We start from the raw sequence: 25,518 nt of genomic DNA, 5'->3' as shown, positions 1-25,518 counted from the left end.
CGCACATCAGGAATGGCATTCCTGGTGCTGTACATGGCGACGAGCCCGAATACCAGTGAAGCCGGACATCAGCCGGGACTTCACGCCGCGGGCGGACAAGCCGCGGCAGAAACGCCATACCAGGGAGCAGAGAGCACGTGGCAGTACACAAGAGGCGGAACTTCTTGGGAATCGCCGGAGGTGCCGTGGCCGGCACGGCGGTCTACGGAGGGGCGAACCTGCTGGCCGGCGGAGCAACCGAAGCCGAGGCTTCGGAGGACATCTCCGCGCGGCTCACCGGCGGCGAGGGGCACGATCTCAAGGGCGCCTCGACGCCACGGGTCACCGAGCTGACGCCGTTCAGGGACAAGCTGCCGATCCCGCCCACTCTGAAGCCCTCGAACCGGGGCACCACCGAGGTGCGCCTCGTCGAGAAGAACGTGCGTCTGCACTCGCAGCTCCCCGCGACCCGCATGTGGACGTACGAGGGCTACTTCCCCGGCCCGACCATCGAGGCCCGGCGCGGTCAGAAGGTCCGGCTGGCCTGGCGTAACGAGCTCACCGGCACCATCCCCGTCAAGGGCGTCTTCGTGGAGCCCCAGGGCCCGCCGCCGGGCTACCCGGCACTGAACACCCCCGGTTCGGACGGCGCGAAGGAACGGCCCGAGGTGGCCGCGCTGACCGCCTGGACCTCCGTCCACCTGCACGGCGGCCGGCAGCACGCGATCTCCGACGGCGTGCCGGACTCGGGCGTGACCCGCGGCAGCGCACAGCTCGCCGAGTACACCAACGACATGGCCGCGGCGCACCTCTTCTACCACGACCACGCCATGCCGGTGACCGCCCTCAACGTGATGGCCGGCCTGTTCGGCAACTACATCGTCCGGGACGAGGAGGAGGACCGTCTCCACCTGCCCTGCGGCCGGTACGAGATCCCGCTGGCCATCACCGACGTCAACTTCGACACCGACGCCCAGGGGCGGATCGACGGACGGCTCCTCGCCAAGCGAGTCCAGACCGAGCCCACCGTCCCCGGCGTGATGACGTCCGCGCTGCATTTCCAGGGCCCGTACACCATGGTCAACGGCCGGGTGTGGCCCTACCTCGACGTGGAGGCCACGGCCTACCGCTTCCGCGTGGTGAACGCCTCCAACGCCCGCCCGTACACCCTGGCCCTGGTGGACGAGAAGACCGGCAAGAGCCTCAAGGGTGCGATCCTTGTCATCGGCACCGACTTGGGCCTGCTCGACAAGCCCGTGGTCATCGACGACACCTTCACCCTCACGTCCGGCGAGCGCGCCGACATCGTGATCGACTTCGCGGCCTTCCGCGGCCGGCGGCTCAAGCTCGTCAACGTCGCCCCCGGCACCGCGGATGCTCCGCCGGCTCCCGCGGGCACCCCCGCGCCCGCGGCCGGTGTGCCGTACCCGCAGGTCATGCAGTTCCGCGTGGGCCTCGGCCGGCACCGCGCCTACGCCGCGCCGAAGAGGCTGGACCCCCGGTTCAGGCATCTGAGCGCGTCCGACATTCCGAAGAACGCGGTCGAGCGCTTCGTCCTGCTCTCGCTCGACCCGATGGGGACGCCGACGGTCATGGAACTTCAGGAGGCGCCCGCCGGTACGAAGACCGGCAAGGGCGTCGTGCAGATCGCCCTGCCCGGCAAAACCCGCACCTTCCGCGTCCTGGGCCGGCACTTCGAGGATCCCGCCAACTTCTACGCCGCGGTCGGTAGTTGGGAGAAGTGGACGTTCATCAGCGTGGGTCCGGTCACACAGCATATCCAGCATCCGATGCACATCCACCTGATGAACTTCCAGGTCCTCGCACGCCACACGGTCGACGGCACGGCGTTCGACACCGCGCTGGGCGGCACCACCAGGCCGATCACCGTCAAGGATTCGGTACCGATCGCCACCAGCGAGTCGGGCTGGAAGGACACGGTCAACCTGATGGCCAACTCGATGGTGACCATCGCCGGCCAGTTCGGCACTGAGACCGGCCGGTTCATGTACCACTGCCACATCCTCGATCACGAGGACGAGGGCATGATGCGTCCCCTCGTCGTCATGCCACCGCAGGTGCTCACCTTGCAGAACATGATGCGGAAGATGATGAACGCCCCGGGCAAGCCGGACAGCCGCGACGGCGGCATGCCGCCCATGGACCACGGGACGATGGGCTGACGAACAGACGTACGGCGGCCCTCCACTCTGCGGCGGGGCCGCCGCGGGTCTCCGACGACCTGCCGGCCCCCGCTGCGCGTGTGTCCCCCGGCCACGGGAGGAGACCCTCCGACAGGCCCACCGCAGGGGGCCGAGCCCCCCCGTCGTCTCGCTCTCGCCGGCCCCGTCGGACGGCTCCCGCGGCCCGGCCATACCGGTCCGTCGCTTGCAACACCGCGAGCCACCTGTCCGCTCAGACCTGCTCATAGGAACCACGCCGCGGTGTGTCGCGCCCCGGAGAGGTTCCGGACATCTTCCGGTACTCCCGATTGCATGGGGACGTGCTTTCGTAGCCGACGCGGTGCGCGATCTCCGCGACGCTCTCCGAACGGGTCCACAGCAGTGTCCGGGCTGTTTGCAGGCGCAGGGTCTTCCGGAACTGGAGCGGCGTCGCGGACGTTGCCGCGCGGAAGCGCCGGTGGAAGGAGGAAGGGCTCATGCCGGCGGCCCGTACCAGTCGTACGACAGGGTCGAGCAGCTTCGGAGTGACGCCCCTGACGTGAAGTCCCTCGCCTCAGGATCCGCCTGGACGACCTGGCTGGTGGACGGCAGGTCGAGCGGGGCGACCAGGTACTCGCCGGCGCCGTACTCGTGCGGTTCGCCCTTGAGCACCGTGCGCATGGTTCCCTGAGCCAGATTTCCCCGAGTCCGCATGCCGCGCGAGAAACTGGAGTCGCTCCTCGACACGGCAGTCATCCGCTCCGACAGCGTCCACGACGACCGGTGCACCCATGCCCACCTGCGCCGCTTGGGTTCGCGACGGTCACGACTTCTCTGAGCTCCCCACAGGCATGGCACGGAGGTTCATCTTCCTGGCACCCGCCTTCCAGAAGGCTCTACGCGTCACGCAGCGAGCCGGCACGCCGGTGGAGCGAGCGCAGCACTCGCGCGGACGCGGACTGTTGGCACAGACGTCACTTGCGGTTAGGCCGTGGCCGATCAGCACCCCATTAGATTGCAAAGGAAGAACTTTGCGATGCCCATGGGAGAGTTTTGTGAACAGAAACGTGCGTGGTATGCGATGGGGGGCGCCTGTCGCAGCGGCGTCCGCGGCCGTGGTGGCGACCATGGTGCTCAACCCCACGCCGGGCGCGTCCGCCAGTGCTCCGCAGAGCACGGCGAAGGCGAAGGCCCCCACCGCGAAGAACGTCATCTTCATCAACGGCGACGGCATGGGTGCCGCCGCACGTGAGGCGGCACGACTGCATCTCGCGGGGCTCCAGGGCCAGCTGACGATGGACCGTCTTCCGGTGTCCGGTCAGCTGACGACCACCCCGGACGACCCCAAGGCCGTGGTCACGGACTCCGCGGCTGCTGCCACCGCATGGGCCACGGGCGAGAAGACGTACAACGGCGCGATCAGCGTCGACACCGACGGCAACCCGCTCCCCACGCTCGGGGCGCAGGCCAAGGCGGCGGGCAAGTCCACCGGCCTGGTGACCACCGCACAGGTCACCGACGCCTCGCCCGCGGCCTTCTTCGCCAACACTGCCGACCGCGGCAAGCAGGACGAGATCGCCCGCCAGTACCTCGACGTCAGCAAGCCGGACGTCATCCTGGGCGGTGGCGAGGACTGGTGGCTGCCGGCCGGCACCGCGGGCGCCTTCCCCGACAAGCCCGCCGAGGACACCAGCGAGGGCAGCCGCGGCACGAAGGGCAACCTGATCGCCAAGGCCCAGCGCTCCGGCTACAAGTACGTCACCAGCGCGAAGGACCTGAACAAGGCCCCCGAGGGCAAGTTGCTCGGTCTCTTCAGCAACGAGGAGATGTTCCAGCAGCGCCCCGAGGGCCAGGGCGACGTGTACGACCCGGCCGTCGACCTCGCCACGATGACCAGCAAGGCACTGAAGACGCTGGACAAGAACAAGAAGGGCTTCTTCCTCATGGTCGAGGAGGAAGGCGTGGACGAGTTCGCGCACAACGACAACGGCACGCGGGTCCTACAGTCGATGCAGCAGCTGGAGAAGGCCGTCGCCGTCGCCCGCGCCTACCAGGCGACCCACCCGGACACCCTCCTCGTCGTCACCGGCGACCACGAGACCGGCGGCCTGGCGGTCGAGGAGAACGACACCGCGGACGAGTCCGGCAGTGGTGTCTCCGTCGAGGACGGCCCGTTCACGATCCACGGCAGTGACCGGACGTTCACGATCGACTGGACGACGTCCGGTCACACCAGTGTCGACGTGCCCGTCACGGCCGCCGGCCCGCTTGCGAGCCGGTTCACCGGCAAGCACGCCAACACCTATGTCCACGACGTCCTGTCCCAGGTCCTGGCCCCCCGCCACTGACCGGCTGACCGGCTGACCCTGAGTAATACGAGGCTTGTAGTGTCCCTCCGGCATGTTTTCGCCGCACTGGCCGTCGTGCCCGTGCTCGCCCTCCCGGCGACCGCCGCCCAGGCGGCCCCCGCCGACCCCCAGCCCACGGTGCTCCCCCAGAAGACGCACTTCGACCTCCAGGCCCACCGCGGTGGCATCGGCATGACCACCGAAGAGTCCCTGGAAGGCTTCGGCAAGGCCATGCGCCTCGGTGTGACCACCCTGGAGCTGGACACCCACGTCACCAAGGACCAGAAGGTCGTCGTCAACCACGACCGCCAGATCAGCGCCCAGAAGTGCAAGGACACCGCGCCGGTCACCCCGGGTGACCCGATGTACCCGTACGTCGGCAAGTACATCAAGGACCTGACGCTGGCGCAGATCAAGACCATGGACTGCGGCTACCAGCAGCTCCCTGGCTTCCCCCAGCAGGAACAGATCAAGGGCCACCGCATGGTGGAGCTCAAGGACGTCCTGAACCTGGTCAAGAGCTACAACGCCCGGCAGGTCAAGCTCAACATCGAGACCAAGGTCGAGGCCGGCGCCCCCGAACAGACCGCGCCGCGCGAGCTGTTCGTGCGTCGCGTGTACGAGGAGATCCACGCCTCCGGCATCGAGGACCAGGTCACCATCCAGTCCTTCGACTGGGGCGCCCTCAAGGAGATGCACAAGCTCGCGCCGAAGTACCCCCTGGTGGCGCTGACCAACTACGACTTCCTCCAGGTCGGCAAGCCCGGCGCCTCGCCGTGGCTCGGGGGCATCGACGCCGACGACTACGACGGCGACTTCGTCAAGGCCGCAGCCGCCATCCCCGGCGTGACCGCGCTCTCCCCGGTCTACGGCTTCCCGCAGGACGGCGTCGTCTCGAACCCGGACTTCAGGTTCTACGTCGACGACAAGATGGTCTCCGAGGCCCACAAGCGCGGCCTGAAGGTCGTCCCGTGGACCTGTGACGACCCCGCCACCATCGAGGCCCTCATGGACATGGGCATCGACGGCATCATCACCAACTACCCGAACCGCGTCCGGGACATCATGGCCGAGCGCGGCATGCGCCTGCCGAAGGCATACGAGCCCAGGGGCTGACGCCCGCGGCCCACTCCGCACGCCCGCCCCCCGGAGCACCTTCCCCGGCTCCGGCGGGTGTGCGTGTTCCGGCCCGGGCCGACGGCGGAAGAAGGCCGGCGCCGTAGCCGACCTTGGCGCTCCCGCCTCCGCGTGCCTTCGGCGTCGGCGGTGTGGGCTGCCGCTGACGCTGTGCGGATGAGCCCCCGATGAGCACGGTGGAACAGTCGTGGGCGGCAAGCCGGGCCATGAGGTTCGCCCACTGAAGCCGGCGGTGCAGCCGGGGTTCGCATGCCAGGGCCCGCTGGCCGTGCCGGTCGGTCGAGTCCCACGTCCAGCGCGGGTCGAACCGGTTGCCGCTCGACCAAACCCGGCCGAGGTCAGCTCCGCCCTGGCCGGCCGCGGCGGGGACGCGATGCTCCTCCCGCCGGCGGAAGCCGCCGCCCGGTCTCTGGATCCGGCGGTGGAGGGTCGACTGGCACGGTTGCGGGCCGCCCGGGCACACGGCGCGCCCCGCAGACGGTCCGGGGCTGGCCGGCGGCAATCGCCGCGCGCACCGCGGCAGACGAACTGATGCCGTCCACGCCACCTGATGTTCCGTCAGAACGTCAGTTCCGCAGACGTGTTCCGGCTGCCGGCAGGGGTTTCTTCTGATGTGTGCAGTTGTTCCTCCGCCCAGATGGTCTTGCCGCGGGAGTCATGGCGTGTGCCCCACCGCCGGGCGAGCTGGGAGACGATGAACAGTCCCCGTCCGCTCTCGTCGAAGGTGTGGGCCTGCCGGCGTCCTCAAGGCCCCACGCGGTCAGCTTCGCCCAGACGTGCTTGCGGGCGTGGGAGACGGCGGCGAGGTCGTCCGCGAGGTCCCAGGAGGCGACATTGTCGCCGTCGAACGTGTGGGTGCGGGCCGCGAGCACGCCCGCGTGGGCGTAACGCCGGTCGGAGAGCGGGGCGTTGAGGGCGGACCGGCTGAGATCCGTCAGGCGGGATGTCGATCCGAGGCCCGCCTCGGCCAGCGCGGTCGGTCCGGCGACGGCTGCCGGGTCGGGTGTCCACGGCGTGTGTGCGTGCAGCAGGAGCAGACTGCGATCCGGGAGGTCGAACTCGATGGCCTGCATGGGCGATGGCGCCTGTCCGAGGGGAGGGTGGGCGGGGATGTCGACAGTGGTGACCACGCCGTCCGGCTGGAGGACGGTCAGCGCGGGGTAGCCCGCGCCGGCGAGGGTGCAGCGGGCGGACACCGGGTCGAGACCGCGTACAGACGGCCGACGGTGACAGCGGATGCGTCCTCGCCGCGTCGGCTCCGCTCGCCGTCGAATCGCAGTCGGGTCAGGACGTGCGCCAGGTGGGCCAGGAGCCCCTCCGGTGACAGGTCCATGTCGGCCAGCGTGCGTACGGCGGCGCGGAGTTCGGGGGCGAGGGCGGGTGCGGGACTCCCGTCTTCGGTGACGGCACCGGCAACGAGCGCGACCCTGGCGCCCGGCAGGGCAATCGCGTCGAGCCAGTGGGCCTCGGCCCGCGCGGTGCCGTCGAGGACCGCGCGGCAGCCGGCCAGGGTCGCGGCGGTGAAGATGGCGTCCGTGTGGGCGGCGGTGGCGATGTCCAACTCACCGGTGGCATTCACCACCGTGGGCCGAGTTCCGACAAAGACGGTGCAGACGGCTTTCACGAGCGTGTCCCGTTCTCAGAGGGGTTCAACCAGTCGTCGGCTCATCGGGGCGAGCCCGAGTCCGGCCGGATCAGCCGACGCGTCCACGCTAGGAACACGACTGTGGTGACGTCATTGCAGCCAGCCCCCACCGCCCACCTCCCGCCAGCCACCAGGACGTTGCGGGAGGTGGAACCGCTCTTCTCTCAGAGCACCCTTCCGCCCGCCCTGCCCCCACGTGCCGGTTCCTGCTGCCCGGTGCGCGGACTTCCGTCACCCCGCCATCCGGTCCGGGGTGCGCAGCTCTCCTCCGGGAGCAGGTGCGCGACCCGCTCGCCGATCCAGTGGCCGAGTGCCTGGTAGGCGTCGAAGCGCCGGCTGTCGAACCACTGGTCGCTGGTCCCGTCGTGCGGAAACGCCCGGTTGGCCTGGGCGTATGCGAGGAGTGCGTACGGCATGTCGGGGGTCAGCGTGGCCCGGGCGACGATCAGCCGTCCCCGCGTCCCCAGCCGTCGACCGTGTTCGTCCACCAGTGGCCGCGGGTAGACGATCTCGCCCACGACCACCGCGTCGGCCGAGAGCCGGAGGTCGAGGGCGGCCAGTGGGTTCGGCAGGGGTGGCTGGGCCGGTTGGGTGGACTGGGAGGGCTGGGAGGGCTGGGCCGGCTGCGCTGTGAGGGGAGGCGCGCTGCCGGGGACGAGCTTCCGCCAGTCCTCGCGCGCGATCCTGATCTCGACCCCGAGCTCCTCCCGGGCCAGGGCGATGGCCTCGGCCAGGGCGGGGGCGAAGGCCCCGGAGCCCCCGCTGGCGTCCACGCACACGGCGGTGGCGACGCCGTGCCGGAGCAGCTCGACCAGGCCGAGGTTCTCGTAGTGCCCGCCGTCCGTGACCAACAGCATCCGGTCGTCCAACGGGTAGCGGCCGGACACCTCCCGCAGCAGGTACGGCAGGCGGCGGATGCCGGGCATCGGAGGCAGCGCCCAGTCGGCGCGCTTGTCCCAACGGGCTTCGAGGACACCGGGGTTAGGCAGCCAGGTGCCCAGGCGGGCGTTGGAGAGCGCGAACAGCGTCTGGAACGCGCGCGCCTGGCGTCCCATGGCCGAGGCGAAGGCCGCACCGGAGACGGCGACGGCCGACTCGACGGTCAGGTCCTTGCGGATGACCGGTCCGGTGCGGTCCCACAGGACGTCCGTCCGGGCGTACCCGACGTCCGGACCGCCGACGTAGTCGTATGAGAGGGTGAACGACACCGCGTGCCGCCCCGGCGGTGTGCGGTCGTCGCCGGACAGGTTGGCCGCCGCCGCGAAGACGACCTGGGGGAAGCCGGGGTGCCGCCTGCCGTAGCAGGGAAGTGGCGTCGGCTCGTCGAAGTCGTAGGGGACGGCCAGCTGTTCACCGCCGGTCTCGGTCTCGCGGCGGACGGCGAAAGCGGAGGCCAGCCGGGCGCGGTAGAAGGGGTGGAGACTCGTCCACGTCTGGTCGAGGCTCAGCGCGACCGCGCAGAGGACGACGGGAAGGCCGATCTGGACCGCCACGGGCCAGGTCCGCCCGACGTGGATCGCCCCGCCCAGAACGAGCAGGTAGGCCGCTGCCACCGCGACGAGAACCACCCACACCAGCAGGTACTTGCCGACGACAGGCATGGCGCGCATAAGTCGCGCGCGCTTGGCGGACTCGACGGCGTGCTCGGTGGACTCGATGCGCCGCCATGTGGTGCCGGCCAGCACGGTCAGGTAGGTGAGCAGCCCCACGACGCCGCCGCTCACCGCGGTCGCCGGGGCATGGAGCGTCCACAGCCGCACCGTCACCCACTCCAGGGCGGGCAGGACGACCACCACGACGGCCAGCAGCAGGCCCGCCACCACGAAGGTGAGGAAGGCCCCCTTCAACACGCCCGACAGGCGCTGCCTGGCGAGGAACAAGGACACCAGCCACAGGAACCACAACACCGCCGCACAGCACAGGAGGGCCAGGACGGCCCACAGCGCGGGTCCCCGGAAGCCCGGGAGCCGGGTCGGGTCCGCCAGCGGAACGAGGTGGTAGCCCCAGCTCAGGGCGAGCCCCAGGACCAGCACCGTCGCGGTGAGCAGCCCCAGGGAGGCCAGCAGGCCCCGCAGAACGGCCCCGATGGCGGCCAGCCACTGGCCGGTGCCTTCCGCGACGTACTTGGAGTGCCGGCGGGTGTGGTCCTCTTCCGGCGTGCCGGGCATGAACACGTCGCGGGTACGGACCCGGTTCCGGTCCTCCCCACGGCGCCGGTCCGGCCCGGCCAGCGCCAGTTGCAGGGCACCCGCGGTGTAGCCGCCTCCGGAGACCGACACCAGGTAGCGGGCCCGGCTCAGCTGGGGGCGCAGGGCCTGGAGCGCGCCCAGGGTGACGCAGGCCGAGCGGATGCCGCCGCCCGAGACGCAGAAGCCGAGCGCGCCCTGTTCCCGGCCGGGTGGCACCCGGCTGCCGTTCTCCCAGCGCGCCTCCCTGGTGCGCGGAGGGTCACCGCGTGCCGTACCAGGCCAGCGCGTCCGGCCCCACGCCATCACGGGCCAGGGCGCGACGACCTCGGGCCCCTCGGGGCCGGGTTCGGTCGTGCCGCCCCTGTGCCCGTTCCCGCACACGCATGTCCCGTGGCGTGCACGCTCCCTTTCGTACCTGCGCCGGGCGCAGCCGTGGAACGCGGCTCGTTTGAGGACGATCCCGACCAGGACCGCGGCGACCGGCACGGTGAGAACGACCAGCAGCCACTTGACCGTCGCGAAGCCCGCCGCCCACGCGAACGCCCAGTCCGCGCCGCTCAGCCCATGGAGGAGCAGCAGCTTCTCGGTCACGGCGCACACACACGCCGCGACGGCCGCGCCGATCCCGTACACGGTCAGGCAGCGGTGTCTCATGCGCAGGGCTATGGTGCGGCGGCTCAGCCAGAACGCGAGGACCGTGCTGACGGTGTACGTCCCTATGAGGACGAAGTCGGCCGTCAGTGCCGTACGGAAGTCGGCCGTCCGGTCGCCGACGAGGGTGTGCGCCGCACGCGCGCCGCCCGCCAGTTGCAGCCCCACGTCGTCGACGGCGGGGGCGCGCCGGCGGATCCAGAGCCCCGCGCCGAAGACGGCGAGGGCCAGGACGGCCAGGACGCCGCCGAGCACGCGTGACAGGCCGTGCTTTCCGTCGTCCGCCTCATGTCTCACTGCGGGCCCCCGGCCGTGGTCCACGGGGCGAAGGCGTTGTCCACCGACCGCAGGGACGCCCGCAGCCCCGGGAAGTGCCGTAGCAGCACGCTGGTCATGGTGTTGTTCTCGATCCAGTCCAGGCCGGTCGGGGTGTACACCTGCGGTGTGTAGTCCCTGGTGAGGAACCGGTCGCTGTTGAGACGGCGGGAGGCCATCAGGACGAAGACGCGGAAGGCCGTGTCGCTGAACGCGAAGCCCTTGGGGCGGGGTTCGGCGAACAGGCCCACCGAGAGGTCGACGCGCTCGATGTCCCCGTCGTAGACCCGGCGCAGTTCCTCGGCCCAGACGGGGTTGTCCGTGAGGGTGTGGAAGTCCTTGGCGGGGCGGAGGTGGAACTGGCGCCGGAACTCGTTGTAGCGGGGCACCCCCACCTCGCGCGACCGCAGGATGTCGACGGCCCCGAGGTCCATGAGCTTGCCGTCGGGCCGTTGGAACTCCTGGAGGAACCGGGGGTAGTTGTGCAGGGTGACCAGACCCGGGTGGGAGGTGCCGAAGGAATAGAGCAGGTCGGTCAGGGTGTGCTTGCCGAGGATGTCGTACGCGTGCCACCCCGTCAGTTCCCGGAAGCCGGCCTCCTGGAGGAGCGAGTCGTCGGCGGCCGACCGGAAGCTCCAGTCGTCCGGAATGAGGGGGTGCATACGGTAGACGGCGACGAACTCCTCCGTGAGCGAGTACGGGACGCCGAAGTGGTCCGTGCGCCCGCCCACGATGCCGCTGAGCAGCTCGCCGCTGCCGAAACGGCCGAGCAGCCGGTGCAGGCGCTCGCCCAGCAGGCCGTACCAGTTGGTGTGCAACGCGGTGACGGTCGTCGGGTGGCTGAGGACCGCGGGCGTCCATTCCACGGTGTGGATCTTGGCGAGGAGCGCGGCGTTGATCAGCCGCGCCCGCTGGAAGAGCTCCTCGTCGGACCACGTCGGGTAGGCGTCGTGCAATGCGTCGCAGATCGCGTTGTGTTCGAGCAGGAAGACCAGGTGCATCAGGGCCAGTCCCACCCAGAAGCCGGGTACTGCCGCCGGGTCCTTGTCCGGGTCGTCCGGGAACAGCGGACCGTCGGGGGCCCGGAGCCTGCCGCCTTGGCCGGTGCGCAGCGACCGCTGCTCGTCCAGGCTGTTCCCGTACAGTTGGGACGCGTCCCACCAGGGCGAGTTCTCGTTGAGGAAGGTCGGCGGCAGACCGTCGTGCCCGTCGGGGCGGGTGGGGTCCGGGACGGTCCGCGGGATGAGCATCGGTGGTGCGGGCCACGGGTCGTCGTCGGACAGGTCGATGGACCAGGGGCGGTCCATGGTGCCCTGCCCGTGACTGACCCAGTCCCTGACCATGAACTGGAGCCAGGCGGCGACCAGGGCGTTGACGGACTCCGCCGGGACGAACGCGTGCCGGGTCAGCAGGGCCCGGCTCACCTCGCGCGGGCTCGGGGAGAGAAGGCCCGGCTCGGGTTCGGGACATGCCCGGTCCGGCGGCACGTTGCGGCCGAAGCGCGAACGGGCCATGCCCATGCGGGGGTCGGCCAGGTCGTTGTAGGTTCCGTCGGCCGTGCGGCACGTGAGGTTCTGCACGTTCGGGGGGCCGACCTCCGGCAGGTCGCGCGACGGGTAGGAGCCGGTGTCGAAGAGGTTCTTGCGGCGCAGGTTGTCCCGCAGGCCGACGAGGGTCAGCAGGGCGAGGGGCTTGGGCAGGCGCGGCCAGCCGACCCTCTGGTCGACGGCGACCGCCAGCCGGTCGTGCAGCTGTACGAACCACGGGGCCCGGCCTTGTGGTGCTGTGCTCATGAGGGGATTCCTTCCGGCGTCCCATCCCGGGAGGCCCGGCGCGGCGGCGGCGTCAGCGGACGTCCGGCAGCCGGCACGGCCGCCCCCGGGCGACGAGTGTCAGGGCGACGTTGACCGTCGAGATCGCCGTGGCCGCGGCGGCCATGCGGCGCGGGAGCAGGCCCTCGCGGCCGGCACAGGCGGCAGCGAGGGCGTCGCTCGCGTGGATGAGCGTGCCGGTGCGCAGTTGCCGGCCGCGTTCGTCCGCGTCCGCAGGGCAGAGCAGTTGGGCGCCGATGACCACGGTGCGCACTCCGAACATACGGAGCACGTAGACCAGGGCGGGCTGTCCGGGGTCCGCGCCCAGACGGCGGGACATCACCCGCGGGGTCAGCAGCGCCGCCGCGCCGTTCACCAGTCGGATGACGGCCAGAGAACGGCGCGCGGCTGTCCGCACGTCCATCTCAGCGTCCCTTCCAGGCCTGCGTCCAGGGGACGTTCACGCCTTCGTTCCTACGATATGGGAAGCGGTCGTGATGCGCGCGTCGGGGCCGCGGGCGGTCGCCGGCCCGTCATTCCTCCTCTCCGGGCTCCTGGTGCGGCGTGCCGTTCATGGTCTGTCTGAGCCGCGCGAGCCGCAGGTAGATCGTGCGGCGGGCACGGTTCTGGTTGCCCAGCGGCCGGTGTTCGGGCAGGGCGTGCCAGGGGTTGAAGGACAGCCGGTCGGCACGGGCGAACTGCTCCGCCGGATCACACTCCTGCCGGAGCAGGCGCAGGGTGGCCACCGGCACGAACGGCGAGAGGCGTTCGGGCCACACCACGGACGCGTTCTCGACCGGCATCCGGTGGGCGTCCGTCTGCACCTGGACGAGGAAGTCGAAGGAGACGTCGCGTTCCCGCAGTGCGGCGGCCAGGCCCTGCGACAGGTAGTCGTCGGGCGGGTGCCGGGGCACCCGGCTGCGGGTGGCCTCGCGGGGCACGAAGGAGTACTGCATGGCCTGTCCCGCCCCGAGGAGGTACGGTGCGCAGCTCCAGTACCGGGCCTCCAGCGGGCTGGTCTGGGTCTTGGCGTACAGCCCCTGCATGATCATGTCGCAGAGGTGCGGGTGGGAGGGGTCGAGGAAGTACAGGACCGGGGTTCCCGCGAAGACGTGCCGTTGCAGCCTGAGGTTCTCGACGACGTCGGGCGTGGTGAAGGTCGGCGCGCTGATGCCGGTGAAGTCCTGGGTCCACCGCTCGTCGTCGAGCAGCTTCTCGCCGTCGACGCCGAGGAGTTTGACGCCGATGCTGAGGATCCCGTTGTCCTTGATGTCGGGCGGCGCGAGGGGGCCGGGACCGGCGAAGCGGGCCCAGGCGCGGTAGGTGGCGGGGGTCCGGAACACGCCGTGCCGCAGCCGTGCGGGCAGGTCGTCGCGGACGGTGAAGTCCGCGTGGACGACCCCGTACGTCTTGGTGTTGCCCGCCCGTTGGGCCTCCCCCGGCCGGTACTGGCGCCGGACGAAGCGGGCCATCTGCTGTGCGATGGCCTCGGCGACCGCCGCCTCGCCCGGCACGGCCCGCTCTTCGGCGAGGCCCAGGTGCTCGTCCGGGCGGCGTACGTTGACGCACCACTGCACGGCGGCCTGGAGGGGACGCAGCAGGGTCCGGTCGAACAGCGGGCGCACGTAGACGTCGATGCGCCGCTCCAGCAGGACGCACCCCAGGACCGCGTCGTTGAGCCGCTGCCCGGCGTTCACTGCCGCCCGCCCTCGGGTACGGCCGTGCAGAGGTAGTGCAGCGCCTTCAGGCCCGGCAGGAAGAAGTAGGCGCCGCCCTGCACGGTGACGAACTGCGGAAGGCCGACGTGGCGGGTGCGGAAGGGCCTGCCCTGCTCGGTGAAGGTCGTACGGCGTTCCTGGCGCGGCGCGACGATCGGGTCGGGGCCGTCGTGGAGTCCGTTGAAGTTCGGGTTGTCGAGCCAGGTGTGCTGGATGAACTCGAACTGGCGGGAGATGTTGGCGTTCAGTGCGAGGAAGTGCAGTCCGTGTGCGTCCGGGCCGTCTCCCGTGCCGTCGGGACCGTAGGGCCGGCCGCGGCGGAGCAGCCGGTGGCGGCGTCCGACGGCGACCGAATCGGCGGAACCGGGGCGGGGGTCGAGGGAGTCGCGGGGGTTGGCCCGGCGGATGTGGGCGCCGAGCGGACAGCGCAGACCGGCCGGGTCCGTGGCGTGGTAGCCGAAGCCGTTGTCCGTGGCCAGCGCGGGGTCGTCGTGCTCGGGCGCCCGGACCAGAGGAGCGCCGCCGGGCCAGCGCCCCACCATGCGCGCGGCGAGCGCCTGCTGTGCGGCGGGGTCGCTGCTGCCGTCGGGGCGGCGTGTCTCCGCGTCGAGGTAGTCCCGGAAGGCCTCGACGTCCTGGCGGAGTTGCCGGAAGACCAGGTAGCTGCCGTTGCGCCCGAAGTCCGCGCCGCCCTCCGGGGCGCTGGGCAGCACGCCGACGGGGTCGTGGCGGGTCGGCAGCAGCGGGCGGTCCGTCAGCAGCCCGTACTCGTTGGGGTAGCCGAGGACGAACTCCCCGGCCCTGACCACCTGTTCACCGTCCGTGCCCCCGTCACCGGCCGCGAGCGCCGCCTTGGGCAGCCCCTCGACGAGGGGCTGGGAGATGCCGTCGCGGAAGCCGAAGGGCTCACGGTCGGTCAGCTCGGCGGTGCCCAGCCGCGCGGTCTCGGTGAACGCGCCGGGGACCAGGACCTCCCGGCGCGTCTCGGCCTCCAGTTGCCGCAGCCGTTGCCCGTCGCGCGCGTAGAGCATCACCAGGACGTGCACCGGCGGGCCGGCCGGGCCGCCCCACCGCCAGTGCCGGGGGGCGTTCTCCCCGACGTCCCCGAGGAAGCGGCTGCGATCGGGGTCGGTCATGCCTACGACGAACTCGTACGGGAATCCGTCCAGTCCGGGGGGCTCCAGTCCCAGGCGTCGCAGGCCGTCCGCGGTGAGGGCCACGTTGACGGCGGTGTCCGGGGGGCCGGAGAGGCCGTTCGTCACGCGGGGCGCCAGCCGCCCCAGCGCGGCCCGGGCGGTGGCCGCCGGCCCGGCGGTGGCGAGCACCAGGAAGCAGGCCGACGTCAGGGTGCGGTAGCCGCGGGTGACCAGGCCCTGGATGTCGTCGAGTTCCAGTGGCGTCGTCATGGTGTCACCCTTCCTTCGGGCCTTCAGAACAGGGCGAGCCAGGCCTCCGTCTCCGCGGGGCCGAGGTCCCCGAAGAGGCCGGCCCGGATGCGGGCGTTGGTGTCGAGGTCGTGCGCGGTCGACGTGTCGTACGCGGAGTACCAGACCTGCGTCGGCACCTGGTGGCACCGCAGGTAGTTCTTGAATGCCTGCTCGTCCCTGGCTCCGTCCAGCACGAGCCAGCGCACCCGCGGATAGCCGCGGCCGTTGCTGAAGACGGCGTTGAGCCCCCAGGCCACCTTGTCGATGAAGTCGTCCATGTAGCTTTCCAGGCTGCCGTCGTAGTTGCTGGCGAAGATCACCCGCCGCTTCCCGTCGACGAACAGCCAGCGCGCGAAGTGGATCGTCTTGACCCCGGCGAGGTTCCCCCGGTCGAAGACGTGGCGGACGCCGTAGTCCACGACGAACAGGACGGCGGTGAGCGTGATCCGCCGGAACGGGCCGGTCTTGAGGGAGCCGACGGCGGTGAACGGGTTCTGCGCCACGAAGTCCTCGCAGGCCGCGAGTTCGCGTGTGCGGTCGTGGCTCGGACGGGCGTGGTCGGGGACATCGCGGCGTTCGTGCATCCTGAGCAGGACGACCCAGGCCGGCAGGGCGCTCAGGAGCAGCGGCAGCAGCCCCACGGCGGCCAGCGGAACCCCGACCAGGTGGGCGGCCCGGCGGATGCGCCCGCCGAGCGGGGGCGGCGCGGGCCCGGTGCGGGCCCAGGCCAGGTCCTCTCGGCCGCCGACGTAGTCCCGGACGGCGGCCCTGATCTCCACGGGGCTCCGGCCGGCCAGGGCCGGTCCGTTCCGGTCGAGGAATTCCTCGATCACCTCGCGCAGCAGGGCCTCCTGCTCGATCTGCTGCCGTCCCCTGCCGACGGTGTTGACGTAGAAGGCGGCACAGGGCACCTCGTGGGCACGCAGCCAGTCGATCCGCGCGGCATCCGGGGAGCCCGCTGCCGGATATCCGGCGCAGTGCCCGAACACCCGGTCCAGGCCGTCGCCCGCCGTGCGGACGAGATCGGCGAGGTGCGCTTCGACGGGCCCGTCCACCTCGCTCATGTACACGACGCTGGGTGGCATGTCCGCTGGGGCGCCGCCGGGTCCCTCGGGGACGAGGACGACGCGGGCGAAGTGAACGCCCGGTATCTCCGCGAAGGGGAACAACTCACCGGCCGCGCTCTTCCGGCCGGCCTCGTGCAGCAGTTCCCGCACCTCGGCGACCCGATCCGGCGGCAGGGCGGCCTGGACGGTGACCGCCGTCTGATACGGCATCTTCAAGCACCTCCGCCTCCGCTCAGGACCTCGGGTCCACGCGTCGCGGAACGTCAGGCTGGGATCAAGGACTTCGCACCTCGATCGAGCGACGGTGCACGGAATCACGTGCTACGACCATCCTATTTCCGCCCGTCCGTCCCCGGCATCCCGACAGCCCCGCGATGCGACAGCCGCACTTTGCGCGCGCACGAATGGGTATGAGGGGCAGGCCCGCCAAGGATGACTGAACCGTCGTCAGCCGTGCCGGCTCTTCAGACGGTTGCTGTTCTACGAGGTTCCCGCCACCGTGCGATCAGGAGGCGTGCGTCAGGCTCCTGGTCCGGCACTCACCAGGCCGGACCGGTACGCGATCACCACCAGCTGGGCACGGTCCCGCGCGTCCAGTTTGGCCATCGCCCGCTGGATGTGGCTGCGTACCGTCAGCGGACTGAGGACGAGCATCTCGGCGATCTCCGCGTTGGACTTCCCGTGGGCGGCCAGGGCCATGACCTCGCGCTCGCGCTGCGTGAGCGCGGTGAGGCCGGCCACGGGAGCAGGGCCGCCGCCGGGGTCGGGTGCGGCGAGGAAACGGGTGATGAGCGCCCGGGTGGCCGTGGGCGACAGCAGGGCGTCTCCCGCGGCCACCGTGTGGATCCCCGCGAGGAGGGCCTCGGCGCTGACGTCCTTGCCGAGGAAGCCGCTCGCGCCGGCCCGCAGCGCCTGGGCGACGTACGCGTCGTTCTCGAAGGTGGTCAGGATGAGCACCCGGACGTCCGAGAGAGCGGGGTCCGCGCAGATCTCCGCGGTGACGGCCAAGCCGTCGGTGCCCGGCATGCGGACGTCCATCAGGACGACGTCCGGGTGGTGGGCGCGGGTGAGGTCGATCGCCTCACGGCCGTCCGCGGCCTCGCCGACGACGGTCAGGTCCGGGGTCGAGTCGACGAGGATGCGGAAGGTGGCCCGCAGCAGGGCCTGGTCGTCGGCGAGGAGGACGCGGATCGTCATGGTGCGGTGTCTTCTGGTGAGGTGGTGCGGTCCAGGGGCAGTACGCAGGTGACGTCGAACCCGCCGTCCGGACGCGGCCCCGCGGTGAGGGTGCCGCCGAGGGAGTGGGCGCGTTCCCGCATGCCGACGAGGCCGAAGCCCGTGGCGGACCGGGCCGGTGCGGCGGCGGCCGGGCCCGCGTCGCCGACCGTGCGTGTCAGCCGGTCCGGGGCGTACCCCAGGCGTACGCGGGCGGTCCGGGTCCCGGCGTGCTTCGTGACGTTGGTGAGCGCCTCCTGGAGGATACGGAAGGCGGTCAGGTCGGTGCTCGGGGACAGCGGGCGCGGGATGCCCTCGACGGTGACGTCTACAGGGAGGCCCGCCTTGCCGAAGGCGTCCGCCAGCTCCTGGAGCCGGTCGAGTCCCGGGGCCGGTCCCAGAGGGGACTCTGTATCGGCTTCCTGGCGCAGGAGGCCGACGGTGGCCTTGAGTTCCCGCAGGGCGGAGGCGGTGGTGGACGCCTCCAGGCGTCCACGACGATCGTCAGCGGACCGTTGAACCCGGCGCCGAACCCCTTGGACAGGTCGTCGTACGCGCGGCGCTCCGTGGTCGACGTCGGCTTGGACTCGTCACCCGGCATGCCCAGACGCAGCTCCGCCACCGGCACCGCGACGGTGACCGGGCCGACCACTGCGACGAGCACGACGGTGACGGGCCGGCGCAGCACGAACCGCGCCCAACGGCTCCCCCCGTTCGCCTTGCGCGTCTCTGTCCGCGCGCCCTTCCCGCGGGCCCGGCGGGAGAGGACCGCACCCGGCCAGAACCCCAGGAGGGCCGGGATCAGGGTCAGTGCGACCAGGACACCGACGACGACCGCGCCCGCGGCGCACAGACCCGTCTTGGTCAGCACCGGGACACCGATCACCGACAGGCCCGCCAGGGCTATGACGACCGTGAGACCGGCGAAGACGACGGCCGAGCCCGCGGTACCGGCGGCGAGACCCGCCGCTTCCTGCGGGGCGTGCCCCTTGGCCCGCTCCTCGCGGTAGCGGGAGACGACGAACAGCGCGTAGTCGACGCCGACCGCGAGGCCGAGCATGGACGCCGGCGTCCCGGACGTCGCCGACAGGCCGAACGTGCTGGAGAGCGCCGTGATGGCGGCCATGTTGATGCCCACCCCGGCGATGGCCGTGAGCAGCGGGAGGCCGGCGGCCGCCAGCGAGCCGAAGGTCATCACCAGGACCACGGCGGCGAGGGCCATGCCGATCATCTCGCAGGATCCGCCCGCGGACGGCTGGGTGGCCGGCGCGCTGCCGCCGGCCTCGACCGTCATGCCGCCGTCGCGCGCCTGGTCGATGGCGTGCTGCAGGGCCGTCTTGCCGGCGTCGGTGAGATCGTGGGCCGGCACCTGGTAGGTGACGGTCGCGTACGCCATCGTGGCGTCCTTGCTCACGGCGGCGGCCCGGAACGGGCTCACCGCGCTCGCGACCTGGGCGCCCTTGCCCGCCTCGGCCACGAAGGCGTCGATGACGTGCCGTTTGTCCGCCGCGGTCACCTTCTCTCCGTGAGGTGCGACGAACACGATCCGGGCACTGGCCGCGTTGCCGTTCGTTCCCGGGAAGCGCTGCTCCATCAGATCGAACGCCTTCTGCGCCTCGATCCCCGGCATGAAGGACGTGTCACTGTCACTGGCGGACGGCGCCGCGGCGGCGCCCGCGCCGACGGCGACCAGCACCGCCGCCCAGACGAGGAGAACGGACCAGCGCCGCCGGAAGGCGGCGCGGCCCAAACGGTAGAGGAGGGTAGCCACGAGTCGGTAACTCCAGGTGGGAATCGGGTACCGCTCCAGCCTCATCGCCGGCCGACTGGATGTCGTCGTGCGCTTACACGCAGTTCCGCCTCGTGTCACGGCACCAGAAGCGGCGCCGTCTCCTCCTCGGGTAGGACACCGGTACGGCCGGCCGTGCCCGGTACCGGCTTCCCGGGGCCGGCCACCGCGCCCGTCCGCCGGTCACGCGCGCAGTGCGGCCGGGGTGTACCGCAGTGGGAAGGCGAGGGTGTGGTCGCCGTCCAGCCAGTAGACCGTCATGGTCGACAGCACATGGCGCTTGATCCAGCGGGCGCGGTCGTTGACGGTCTCCTCCTGCGCCCGGATCCATGTTTCAACCTGCTCGGGCAGGCTGAACGTCATGGCGTAGGCATCGGGGTCCTCGGCGGGGCGGATCTGCCACACCGGATGGGACGCGGTCCGCGGGAGCCTGCGCAGGTGCACGGTGTGGATGGGGTGCCGACGGGCGTGGCCGACGAAGGCATGGAGGTTCTCGGAGGCCAGGCCGAGGACGAAGGGAGCCGAGGGGAAGGCGAGCACCAGCCCCGGCGTCCGCCGGCTCGTCACGCGCTCGGCGATCTCGTCCAGCGGCCGGGCGACGTCCGGGGGCAGGGCGGGCGTCTCGTCGCCGTAGCGGAAGTAGCCGTTGTCGCCGGCGACTTGGAGGAGCCGCCGGCGGAGGTGGCCGCGCACCCCGTACACCCGTGGCCGGGTCGCCGGGGGGGGAGCGCGTCGAGCGCCTGGTGGACGCGCTGGGCCTCCCGGTTGAAGCCGGCGGTGGAGAAGACGGCGTAGCTGTAGTGGTAGCGCGGCCGGGGCCGGCTCGGTTCGGTGCCATGGACCGACGTGACCATGTTCTCGTTGACGTCGTGCACCACTCCGTGGCCGTTGCGCACCGTGGGCAGCCTGACGTTCCTGCCGGTGAACTTGGCCTCCACGAAGAGCCGGACCGGCAGCGAGAACGGCGGTACGTACCGGAACTCCCCGAGCGCGTCCGCCTGGTGCCAAGCGCCCCGGCCGCGCACGGCCAGCCCGCTGGGCCGTTGTTCGAGGACGCGGTGTGCGGGGTTCGTCTCCTTGTCGTCCGCCGCGGAGAGCAACTCGTACCCGCTCGACCGCAGGAGCCAGGCGACGACCTCTTCCAGTAAGTACCCTCGCAGGACCCTCTCCTGCACCATGCCGGGACTGTAGCCGCGGCCACTGACACCCGGGGCGGCGGCCGTGGCCGGGGCTCCGGTCACCGCCGCCGTGGACCTCGCGGGGCTCCGCGGTCAGTGCAGCGGGACCGTCACCTCTCCCGTGCCCCCGGCGCTCGCTCCGCCGGCGACGCGCACGGTGAAGGGGCGGTCGGTGCCCTCCACGGTGACGCGCAGCAGGTCGCCGTCACGGCGGACGCGGAACACCGCGGCCGGCGCACCCGTCAGGTCGGGGACGGCGACCTGACGGGTGTACGTCGCCGCGGCCGGCGGGTGGACCAGCAGGACCAGGTCGTCGAGCCAGTCGCCGTCGGGGCGCTGGTCGTCGGTGGCCAGCGGCAGCACGGCGCCCTCGCGGACGTAGAGCGGAAGGCTGTCGTAGCCGTGCCGTTCGGTGCGCCACACCGGGCCGGTGACCCGCTCGCCGCTGAGGAGGTGGGTCCAGGTGCCCTCGGGGAGGTAGACCTCCACCTCGCCGTCCTCGCTGAACACCGGGGCGACCAGGAGGTCGGCGCCCAGCATGTACTGGCGGTCGAGGGGGCGGCAGGCCGGGTCGTGCGGGAACTCCAGGACCATGGGCCGCATCACGGGGACGCCGGTGCGGTGGGCCTCGACGGAGGCGCCGTACAGGTAGGGCATGAGGCGGTGCTTGAGCAGGGTGAACCGCCGGGCGACGTCGACGGCCTCCTCGCCGAACGCCCACGGCACCCGGTAGGACGACGATCCGTGCAGCCGGCTGTGGGAGGACAGCAGGCCGAAGGCCAGCCAGCGCTTGAAGACCGCCGGGTCGGGCGTGCCCTCGAAGCCTCCGATGTCGTGGCTCCAGAACCCGAAGCCGCTCAGCGACAGGGACAGGCCGCCCCGGAGCGACTCGGACATGGCCTCGAAGGACGACCAGCAGTCGCCGCCCCAGTGCACGGGGTACTGCTGACCGCCCGCCGTCGCGGAGCGGGCGAAGAGCACGGCCTCGCCCTGCCCGCGCTCCTTTTCGAGGAGTTCGAACACGGTCTGGTTGTACAGGTGGGTGTAGTAGTTGTGCATCCGCTCCGGGTCGGAGCCGTCGTGCCAGACGACGTCGGTGGGGATGCGCTCGCCGAAGTCCGTCTTGAAGCAGTCCACGCCCTGGTCCAGCAGCGGCTTCAGCTTGGACTGGAACCAGGCGCGGGCGTCGGGGCTGGTGAAGTCGACCAGTCCCATGCCGGCCTGCCACAGGTCCCACTGCCACACGTCACCGTCCGGCCGGCGCACCAGGTGCCCGAGCGCGGCGGCCTCCTCGAACAGCGGGGACTTCTGCGCGATGTAGGGGTTGATCCAGGCGCTGACCTTCAGGCCCTTGGCCTTCAGCCGGGCGAGCATGCCCTCGGGATCGGGGAAGACCTCGGGGTCCCACTCGAAGTCGCACCACTGGTACTCGCGCATCCAGAAGCAGTCGAAGTGGAAGACGGACAGCGGGATGCCGCGCTCGGCCATGCCGTCCACGAACGACGTCACCGTCTGCTCGTCGTAGTCCGTGGTGAAGGACGTGGTCAGCCACAGCCCGAAGGACCAGGCGGGCGGCAGGGCCGGGCGGCCGGTGAGGGCGGTGTAGCGGGTGAGGACGTCCTTCGGGGTGGGGCCCGCGACGACGTAGTACTCCAGCGTCTGGTCCTCGACGCTGAACTGCACCTGGCCGACGGCCTCGGAGCCGACCTCGAAGGAGACCGCGCCGGGGTGGTTGACGAAGACGCCGTAGCCGCGTGAGGACAGGTAGAAGGGGATGTTCTTGTAGGCCTGCTCGCTGCTGGTGCCGCCGTCGGCCTGCCAGATGTCGACCACCTGGCCGTTCTTCACGAACGGCGTGAAGCGCTCGCCGAGGCCGTAGACCTGCTCGCCGACGCCGAGCGCGAGCTGGGTGAGGACGTGGTGGGCGCCGTCGTCGGTGGTGGCGAAGGCGGTGCCCTTGCGGCCCGCCCGGGTCAGCTCCCGCCCGTCCGCGTCGTGGAAGGTCAGCGACCACGGGGCGGCCCGGTCCAGGCGCAGGGTCAGCGGGCCGCTGGTCAGCTCGGTGACGGCGCCGTCCCGGCGGACCTCGCCCGCACCGCCGGGCTCGGCCGCGAGGGCGAAGTCCGGCCCGGGGCGGCGCTTGCCGGCGTGGTGGGTGACCCGCACGCCGATGACGCCCTCGGCGGGTGAGAAGCAGTCGACGGTGAGGAGCGGCGCGTTGAGCGTGTCCCCTCTGCGCGTCACCTTCTGCACGGAGGCATAGGCGGTGAAGCGCTTCGATTCGACGCGCACGTCGCGCGCCTCGGTGGCGTACGCGACCTGGACACCGTCGCGGATGCGCCAGAACCCGTTGGTGAACTTCATGGTCTTCCTCGGGGGAGCGGGGCTGTTCGGCGGGGACGGCGGAGGCTGTCGCCCGGCGGGTTGATCGTACACAGAAGAAATCGTTGTCAAGCGCGCTTCGGGCGGCTACATATGCTGTGACCTGCACTTTTTTAATCGAGTGAGCGCATGCCACTTCGCTGCGTGCCCGGATGAACACGCTTGGGGGTCTAGCGTGACACCCGGGATTGACGTATTAGTCATCAGGCCAAACAAAAGCCCCGGCGACGAAGCCGGGCACACGACAGCAAGGGCCGCAGCATGTCGAAGCGCTTCAATCGCATTCCTGAGAGGTCCCCGGTCGCCAGGCGCCGGGGACGCTCCCGCAGGACCGTGGCACCACTCACCGCCGTGTCGGTCCTGGTCGCCGGGGCAGCCCTGACCGGATGCGGTCAGCAGCGTGACGGCGACGTCTACACCGTGATGAACTCGTCGACCGACGAGACCTACCACCGCTGGGACGCCGAGGCGATGGCCCGCTGCGGCAAGCGGCTCGGCGTCACCATCGAGCAGCAGAGCGTCCCGGCCGCGCAGGTGATGACGAAGGCGCTGCGCATGGCGTCGTCGAAGTCGTTGCCCGACATCGTCCAGTTCGACGCCTCGGAGATGCCGACGTTCGCCGAGGCGGGCGGCCTGGTCGACCTCAAGACGCTCGGCCTGAGCACCCGGGACATCCCCGAGGGCATCGTGAACTTCGGCTCCTACAAGGGGACGTACTACGGCGCGGCCCGGTCGGTGAACACCCTGGCGCTGTTCTACAACAAGGACATCCTGGACCAGGCCGGTGTGAAGGTCCCCGCCACGTGGGACGAGCTGCGCAAGGCCGCGAAGAAGCTCACCGGGGGCAAGCGGTACGGACTGGCGCTCAGCGCGGGCGGCGCGGAGGACGGCGTCTTCCAGTTCACGCCGTTCATGTGGTCCAACGGCGGCGACGAGACCAGGCTGGACAGCCCGCAGGTCGTCGGGGCGCTCGACTACTGGAAGGCCCTGCTGGCGGACGGCTCGCTGTCGAAGTCGACGGTCAGCTGGACGCAGGCGGACGTCAACGACCAGTTCATGGCCGGCAACGCGGCGATGATGATCAACGGCCCCTGGCAGGTCGAGACGCTCAACACGAAGAAGTCGCTGCACTGGGGCATCGCCAAGATCCCGGTCCCCCGGGCGGGCGCGCCCTCCGTCGGCCCGCTCGGCGGTGCCGTGCTCACCGTGCCCGACACCGGTGACAAGGCCCGGGAGAAGCGGGCGGGCGAGATCGTCGCCTGTCTGGCGAGCCGGAAGGAACAGCTGACCTACGCGCTCAACAGCTGGATGGTCCCGGCGAACGCCAAGGCCGCCGCCGTGTGGCGCACGCGGGTGCCCGAGCTGGACGCGCTCGCCGACCAGGTGGCCGCCGCCCGGTCCCGGACCGCCAAGCTCGGCGCCGGCTGGCCGAGTGTGTCGCTCGCCCTCCAGAGCGCCTTCCAGTCCGCCCTGACCGGCCAGTCCAGCGAGGCCGCCCTGAAGCGCGCCCAGCAGCGGGCCACGAGCGGGAACTGAGGTAAGCCACCATGACCACGTCCATCGTCACCGCCCAAGCGCCCGGGAAGGCGTCCCGGACGGCCGCCGCGCCGGACCCGGCCCGGCTGCGCCGCCGCCGCAGACTGGCCCAGTGGGGGTTCGTCGCCCCCGCGGTCGTCTTCATGCTGCTGTTCTTCGGCTATCCGCTCGTCCGCAACGTCGTGATGAGCTTCCAGCACTTCACCCCGAAGACGTTCTTCACCGGGGACGCGCCCTTCAACGGCGCCGACAACTGGTCGAACGTGTTCCAGGACCCGCTGTTCGGCAAGGCGCTCTGGCACACCCTGGTCTTCACCGCCGGCTCGCTGCTCGGCCAGTTCTGCATCGGGCTCGCGCTCGCGGTGTTCTTCAGCCGCCGCTTCCCGCTCAACGGCGTCCTGCGGTCGCTGATCCTGCTGCCCTGGCTGGTGCCCATGGTGGTGTCCGGCATCGTGTGGCGCCGCATCCTCGACCAGGACACGGGCGTCCTGAACTCGTTCCTGGACACGCTCGGCCTCGGCGGCCACACCCCGTGGCTGACCAGTCCCGGCATGGCCCTGCTGTCGGTGATCCTCGTCAACATCTGGATCGGCATCCCGTTCAACATGGTCATCCTCTACGGCGGTCTCCAGGAGATCCCCAAGGAGCTGTACGAGGCGGCCTCCCTGGACGGCGCCCCGGCCTGGCGGACCTTCCGCTCCATCACCCTGCCGATGCTCAAGCCGGTGATCACGGTCGTCCTCGTGCTGGGCTTCATGTCGACGGTGAAGATCCTCGACCTGATCCTCGCGCTCACCGACGGCGGCCCGGCCGACGCCACCCAGACCCTGGGCACGCTGACCTACCAGAACTCGTTCGTCCGGCTGGACTTCGGCGCGGGCGCGGTCGTCGGCAACGTACTCATCCTTGTCTCCGCGGTGTTCGCGGTGTTCTACCTGCGGGCCAACCGCACCGAGGGGAAGTGACCTC

Annotated in this window: 20 protein-coding genes and 1 pseudogene; 5 read left to right on the top strand and 16 right to left on the bottom strand. The window is 71.1% G+C overall.

All coding sequences use genetic code 11. From position 1 onward, the window contains the following. Positions 1-137: 137 nt before the first annotated feature. Positions 138-2,162, top strand: a complete 2,025-nt coding sequence (locus IE294_RS17890) for a multicopper oxidase family protein (RefSeq protein ID WP_229917201.1) — start codon at positions 138-140, stop codon at positions 2,160-2,162. Between the two features lie 232 nt (positions 2,163-2,394). On the opposite strand, the gene IE294_RS49685 is transcribed toward IE294_RS17890, so the two are convergent. Together IE294_RS49685 and IE294_RS17880 are read right to left on the bottom strand one after the other, a co-directional pair. After that, complete coding sequence (locus IE294_RS49685; RefSeq protein ID WP_189887211.1) at positions 2,395-2,640, bottom strand: helix-turn-helix transcriptional regulator; 246 nt, start codon at positions 2,638-2,640, stop codon at positions 2,395-2,397. Further along, entirely contained in the window at positions 2,637-2,822 is a 186-nt protein-coding gene (locus tag IE294_RS17880; protein ID WP_189887209.1) for an AraC family transcriptional regulator N-terminal domain-containing protein, read from the bottom strand. The genes IE294_RS49685 and IE294_RS17880 overlap by 4 nt, the downstream gene beginning before the upstream one ends. A 446-nt stretch (positions 2,823-3,268) precedes the next feature. On the opposite strand from IE294_RS17880, the gene IE294_RS17875 reads away from it, so the two are divergent. Beyond that, positions 3,269-4,489 carry an alkaline phosphatase gene (locus IE294_RS17875; RefSeq protein WP_229917200.1) on the top strand — a complete coding sequence of 407 codons (1,221 nt, stop codon included), beginning with the start codon at positions 3,269-3,271 and terminating at the stop codon, positions 4,487-4,489. 39 nt (positions 4,490-4,528) lie between these two features. Then, a complete protein-coding gene (locus tag IE294_RS17870) occupies positions 4,529-5,605 on the top strand; it encodes a glycerophosphodiester phosphodiesterase family protein (RefSeq protein WP_189887200.1) in 1,077 nt (358 codons plus the stop codon). A gap of 587 nt (positions 5,606-6,192) precedes the next feature. Here IE294_RS17870 and IE294_RS47660 read toward each other — a convergent pair. The 14 genes and pseudogenes from IE294_RS47660 to yicI all read right to left on the bottom strand — a co-directional run bounded on the left by IE294_RS47660 (position 6,193) and on the right by yicI (position 22,995). Then, the gene (locus tag IE294_RS47660; protein WP_229917199.1) at positions 6,193-6,822 is read right to left on the bottom strand and encodes a PP2C family serine/threonine-protein phosphatase; all 630 of its coding nucleotides are present in this window, start codon (positions 6,820-6,822) and stop codon (positions 6,193-6,195) included. Next, positions 6,777-7,208 (bottom strand): hypothetical protein, encoded by a 432-nt coding sequence (locus tag IE294_RS47655; RefSeq protein ID WP_229917198.1) that lies wholly within the window; start codon positions 7,206-7,208, stop codon positions 6,777-6,779. Before IE294_RS47655 ends, IE294_RS47660 begins: the two co-directional genes overlap by 46 nt. Positions 7,209-7,435: 227 nt before the next feature. Further along, positions 7,436-10,408 (bottom strand): patatin-like phospholipase domain-containing protein, encoded by a 2,973-nt coding sequence (locus IE294_RS17860; RefSeq protein ID WP_189887198.1) that lies wholly within the window; start codon positions 10,406-10,408, stop codon positions 7,436-7,438. Continuing rightward, positions 10,405-12,219 (bottom strand): peroxidase family protein, encoded by a 1,815-nt coding sequence (locus IE294_RS17855; protein WP_189887196.1) that lies wholly within the window; start codon positions 12,217-12,219, stop codon positions 10,405-10,407. The genes IE294_RS17860 and IE294_RS17855 overlap by 4 nt, the downstream gene beginning before the upstream one ends. A 52-nt stretch (positions 12,220-12,271) precedes the next feature. Beyond that, the gene (locus tag IE294_RS17850) at positions 12,272-12,661 is read right to left on the bottom strand and encodes a hypothetical protein (RefSeq protein ID WP_189887195.1); all 390 of its coding nucleotides are present in this window, start codon (positions 12,659-12,661) and stop codon (positions 12,272-12,274) included. 109 nt (positions 12,662-12,770) lie between these two features. Next, the gene (locus tag IE294_RS17845; protein WP_189887193.1) at positions 12,771-13,934 is read right to left on the bottom strand and encodes a catalase family protein; all 1,164 of its coding nucleotides are present in this window, start codon (positions 13,932-13,934) and stop codon (positions 12,771-12,773) included. Further along, positions 13,931-15,361 carry a Dyp-type peroxidase gene (locus IE294_RS17840; protein WP_189887192.1) on the bottom strand — a complete coding sequence of 477 codons (1,431 nt, stop codon included), beginning with the start codon at positions 15,359-15,361 and terminating at the stop codon, positions 13,931-13,933. Before IE294_RS17840 ends, IE294_RS17845 begins: the two co-directional genes overlap by 4 nt. A 23-nt stretch (positions 15,362-15,384) precedes the next feature. Next, positions 15,385-16,659, bottom strand: coding sequence for a hypothetical protein (locus IE294_RS17835; RefSeq protein WP_189887190.1), 1,275 nt, complete (start codon positions 16,657-16,659; stop codon positions 15,385-15,387). A 309-nt stretch (positions 16,660-16,968) separates the two neighbouring features. Further along, positions 16,969-17,646 carry a response regulator transcription factor gene (locus tag IE294_RS17830; RefSeq protein WP_189887188.1) on the bottom strand — a complete coding sequence of 226 codons (678 nt, stop codon included), beginning with the start codon at positions 17,644-17,646 and terminating at the stop codon, positions 16,969-16,971. Further along, positions 17,643-17,930 (bottom strand): ATP-binding protein, encoded by a 288-nt coding sequence (locus IE294_RS49680; RefSeq protein ID WP_373315830.1) that lies wholly within the window; start codon positions 17,928-17,930, stop codon positions 17,643-17,645. The genes IE294_RS17830 and IE294_RS49680 overlap by 4 nt, the downstream gene beginning before the upstream one ends. Positions 17,931-18,151: 221 nt before the next feature. Continuing rightward, positions 18,152-19,435, bottom strand: a pseudogene (locus tag IE294_RS17825) (MMPL family transporter); the annotation flags it as partial. A 201-nt stretch (positions 19,436-19,636) separates the two neighbouring features. Continuing rightward, positions 19,637-20,020, bottom strand: a complete 384-nt coding sequence (locus IE294_RS47645) for a hypothetical protein (RefSeq protein ID WP_229917197.1) — start codon at positions 20,018-20,020, stop codon at positions 19,637-19,639. Continuing rightward, positions 20,017-20,631, bottom strand: coding sequence for a hypothetical protein (locus IE294_RS47640; protein WP_229917196.1), 615 nt, complete (start codon positions 20,629-20,631; stop codon positions 20,017-20,019). Before IE294_RS47640 ends, IE294_RS47645 begins: the two co-directional genes overlap by 4 nt. A 93-nt stretch (positions 20,632-20,724) precedes the next feature. Next, on the bottom strand, positions 20,725-22,995 hold the full coding sequence (yicI, locus tag IE294_RS17815; RefSeq protein WP_189887184.1) for an alpha-xylosidase: 2,271 nt from the start codon (positions 22,993-22,995) through the stop codon (positions 20,725-20,727). Between the two features lie 279 nt (positions 22,996-23,274). On the opposite strand from yicI, the gene IE294_RS17810 reads away from it, so the two are divergent. Both IE294_RS17810 and IE294_RS17805 read left to right on the top strand, forming a co-directional pair. Next, positions 23,275-24,549: an ABC transporter substrate-binding protein gene (locus IE294_RS17810; RefSeq protein WP_189887182.1), complete on the top strand. Its 1,275-nt coding sequence runs from the start codon at positions 23,275-23,277 to the stop codon at positions 24,547-24,549. Positions 24,550-24,560: 11 nt separating this feature from the next. Further along, positions 24,561-25,514 (top strand): carbohydrate ABC transporter permease, encoded by a 954-nt coding sequence (locus IE294_RS17805; RefSeq protein ID WP_189887180.1) that lies wholly within the window; start codon positions 24,561-24,563, stop codon positions 25,512-25,514. The last annotated feature ends 4 nt before the right edge of the window (positions 25,515-25,518 follow it).

Source organism: Streptomyces canarius (genome assembly GCF_014650735.1).
Lineage (GTDB): Bacteria > Actinomycetota > Actinomycetes > Streptomycetales > Streptomycetaceae > Streptomyces > Streptomyces olivaceoviridis.
This window is presented reverse-complemented; position numbering and strand designations above follow the sequence as displayed.

Excerpts from the sequence above, each read along its gene's own strand:
- IE294_RS49685 (WP_189887211.1), bottom strand. The coding sequence starts at position 2,640 with ATGAGCCCTTCCTCCTTCCACCGGCGCTTCCGCGCGGCAACGTCCGCG.
- IE294_RS17880 (WP_189887209.1), bottom strand. The coding sequence starts at position 2,822 with ATGCGCACGGTGCTCAAGGGCGAACCGCACGAGTACGGCGCCGGCGAG.
- IE294_RS17875 (WP_229917200.1), top strand. The coding sequence starts at position 3,269 with ATGGTGCTCAACCCCACGCCGGGCGCGTCCGCCAGTGCTCCGCAGAGC.
- IE294_RS17855 (WP_189887196.1), bottom strand. The coding sequence starts at position 12,219 with ATGAGCACAGCACCACAAGGCCGGGCCCCGTGGTTCGTACAGCTGCAC.
- IE294_RS17850 (WP_189887195.1), bottom strand. The coding sequence starts at position 12,661 with ATGGACGTGCGGACAGCCGCGCGCCGTTCTCTGGCCGTCATCCGACTG.
- IE294_RS17840 (WP_189887192.1), bottom strand. The coding sequence starts at position 15,361 with ATGACGACGCCACTGGAACTCGACGACATCCAGGGCCTGGTCACCCGC.
- IE294_RS17835 (WP_189887190.1), bottom strand. The coding sequence starts at position 16,659 with ATGCCGTATCAGACGGCGGTCACCGTCCAGGCCGCCCTGCCGCCGGAT.
- IE294_RS17830 (WP_189887188.1), bottom strand. The coding sequence starts at position 17,646 with ATGACGATCCGCGTCCTCCTCGCCGACGACCAGGCCCTGCTGCGGGCC.
- IE294_RS47640 (WP_229917196.1), bottom strand. The coding sequence starts at position 20,631 with ATGGTGCAGGAGAGGGTCCTGCGAGGGTACTTACTGGAAGAGGTCGTC.
- yicI (WP_189887184.1), bottom strand. The coding sequence starts at position 22,995 with ATGAAGTTCACCAACGGGTTCTGGCGCATCCGCGACGGTGTCCAGGTC.
- IE294_RS17810 (WP_189887182.1), top strand. The coding sequence starts at position 23,275 with ATGTCGAAGCGCTTCAATCGCATTCCTGAGAGGTCCCCGGTCGCCAGG.
- IE294_RS17805 (WP_189887180.1), top strand. The coding sequence starts at position 24,561 with ATGACCACGTCCATCGTCACCGCCCAAGCGCCCGGGAAGGCGTCCCGG.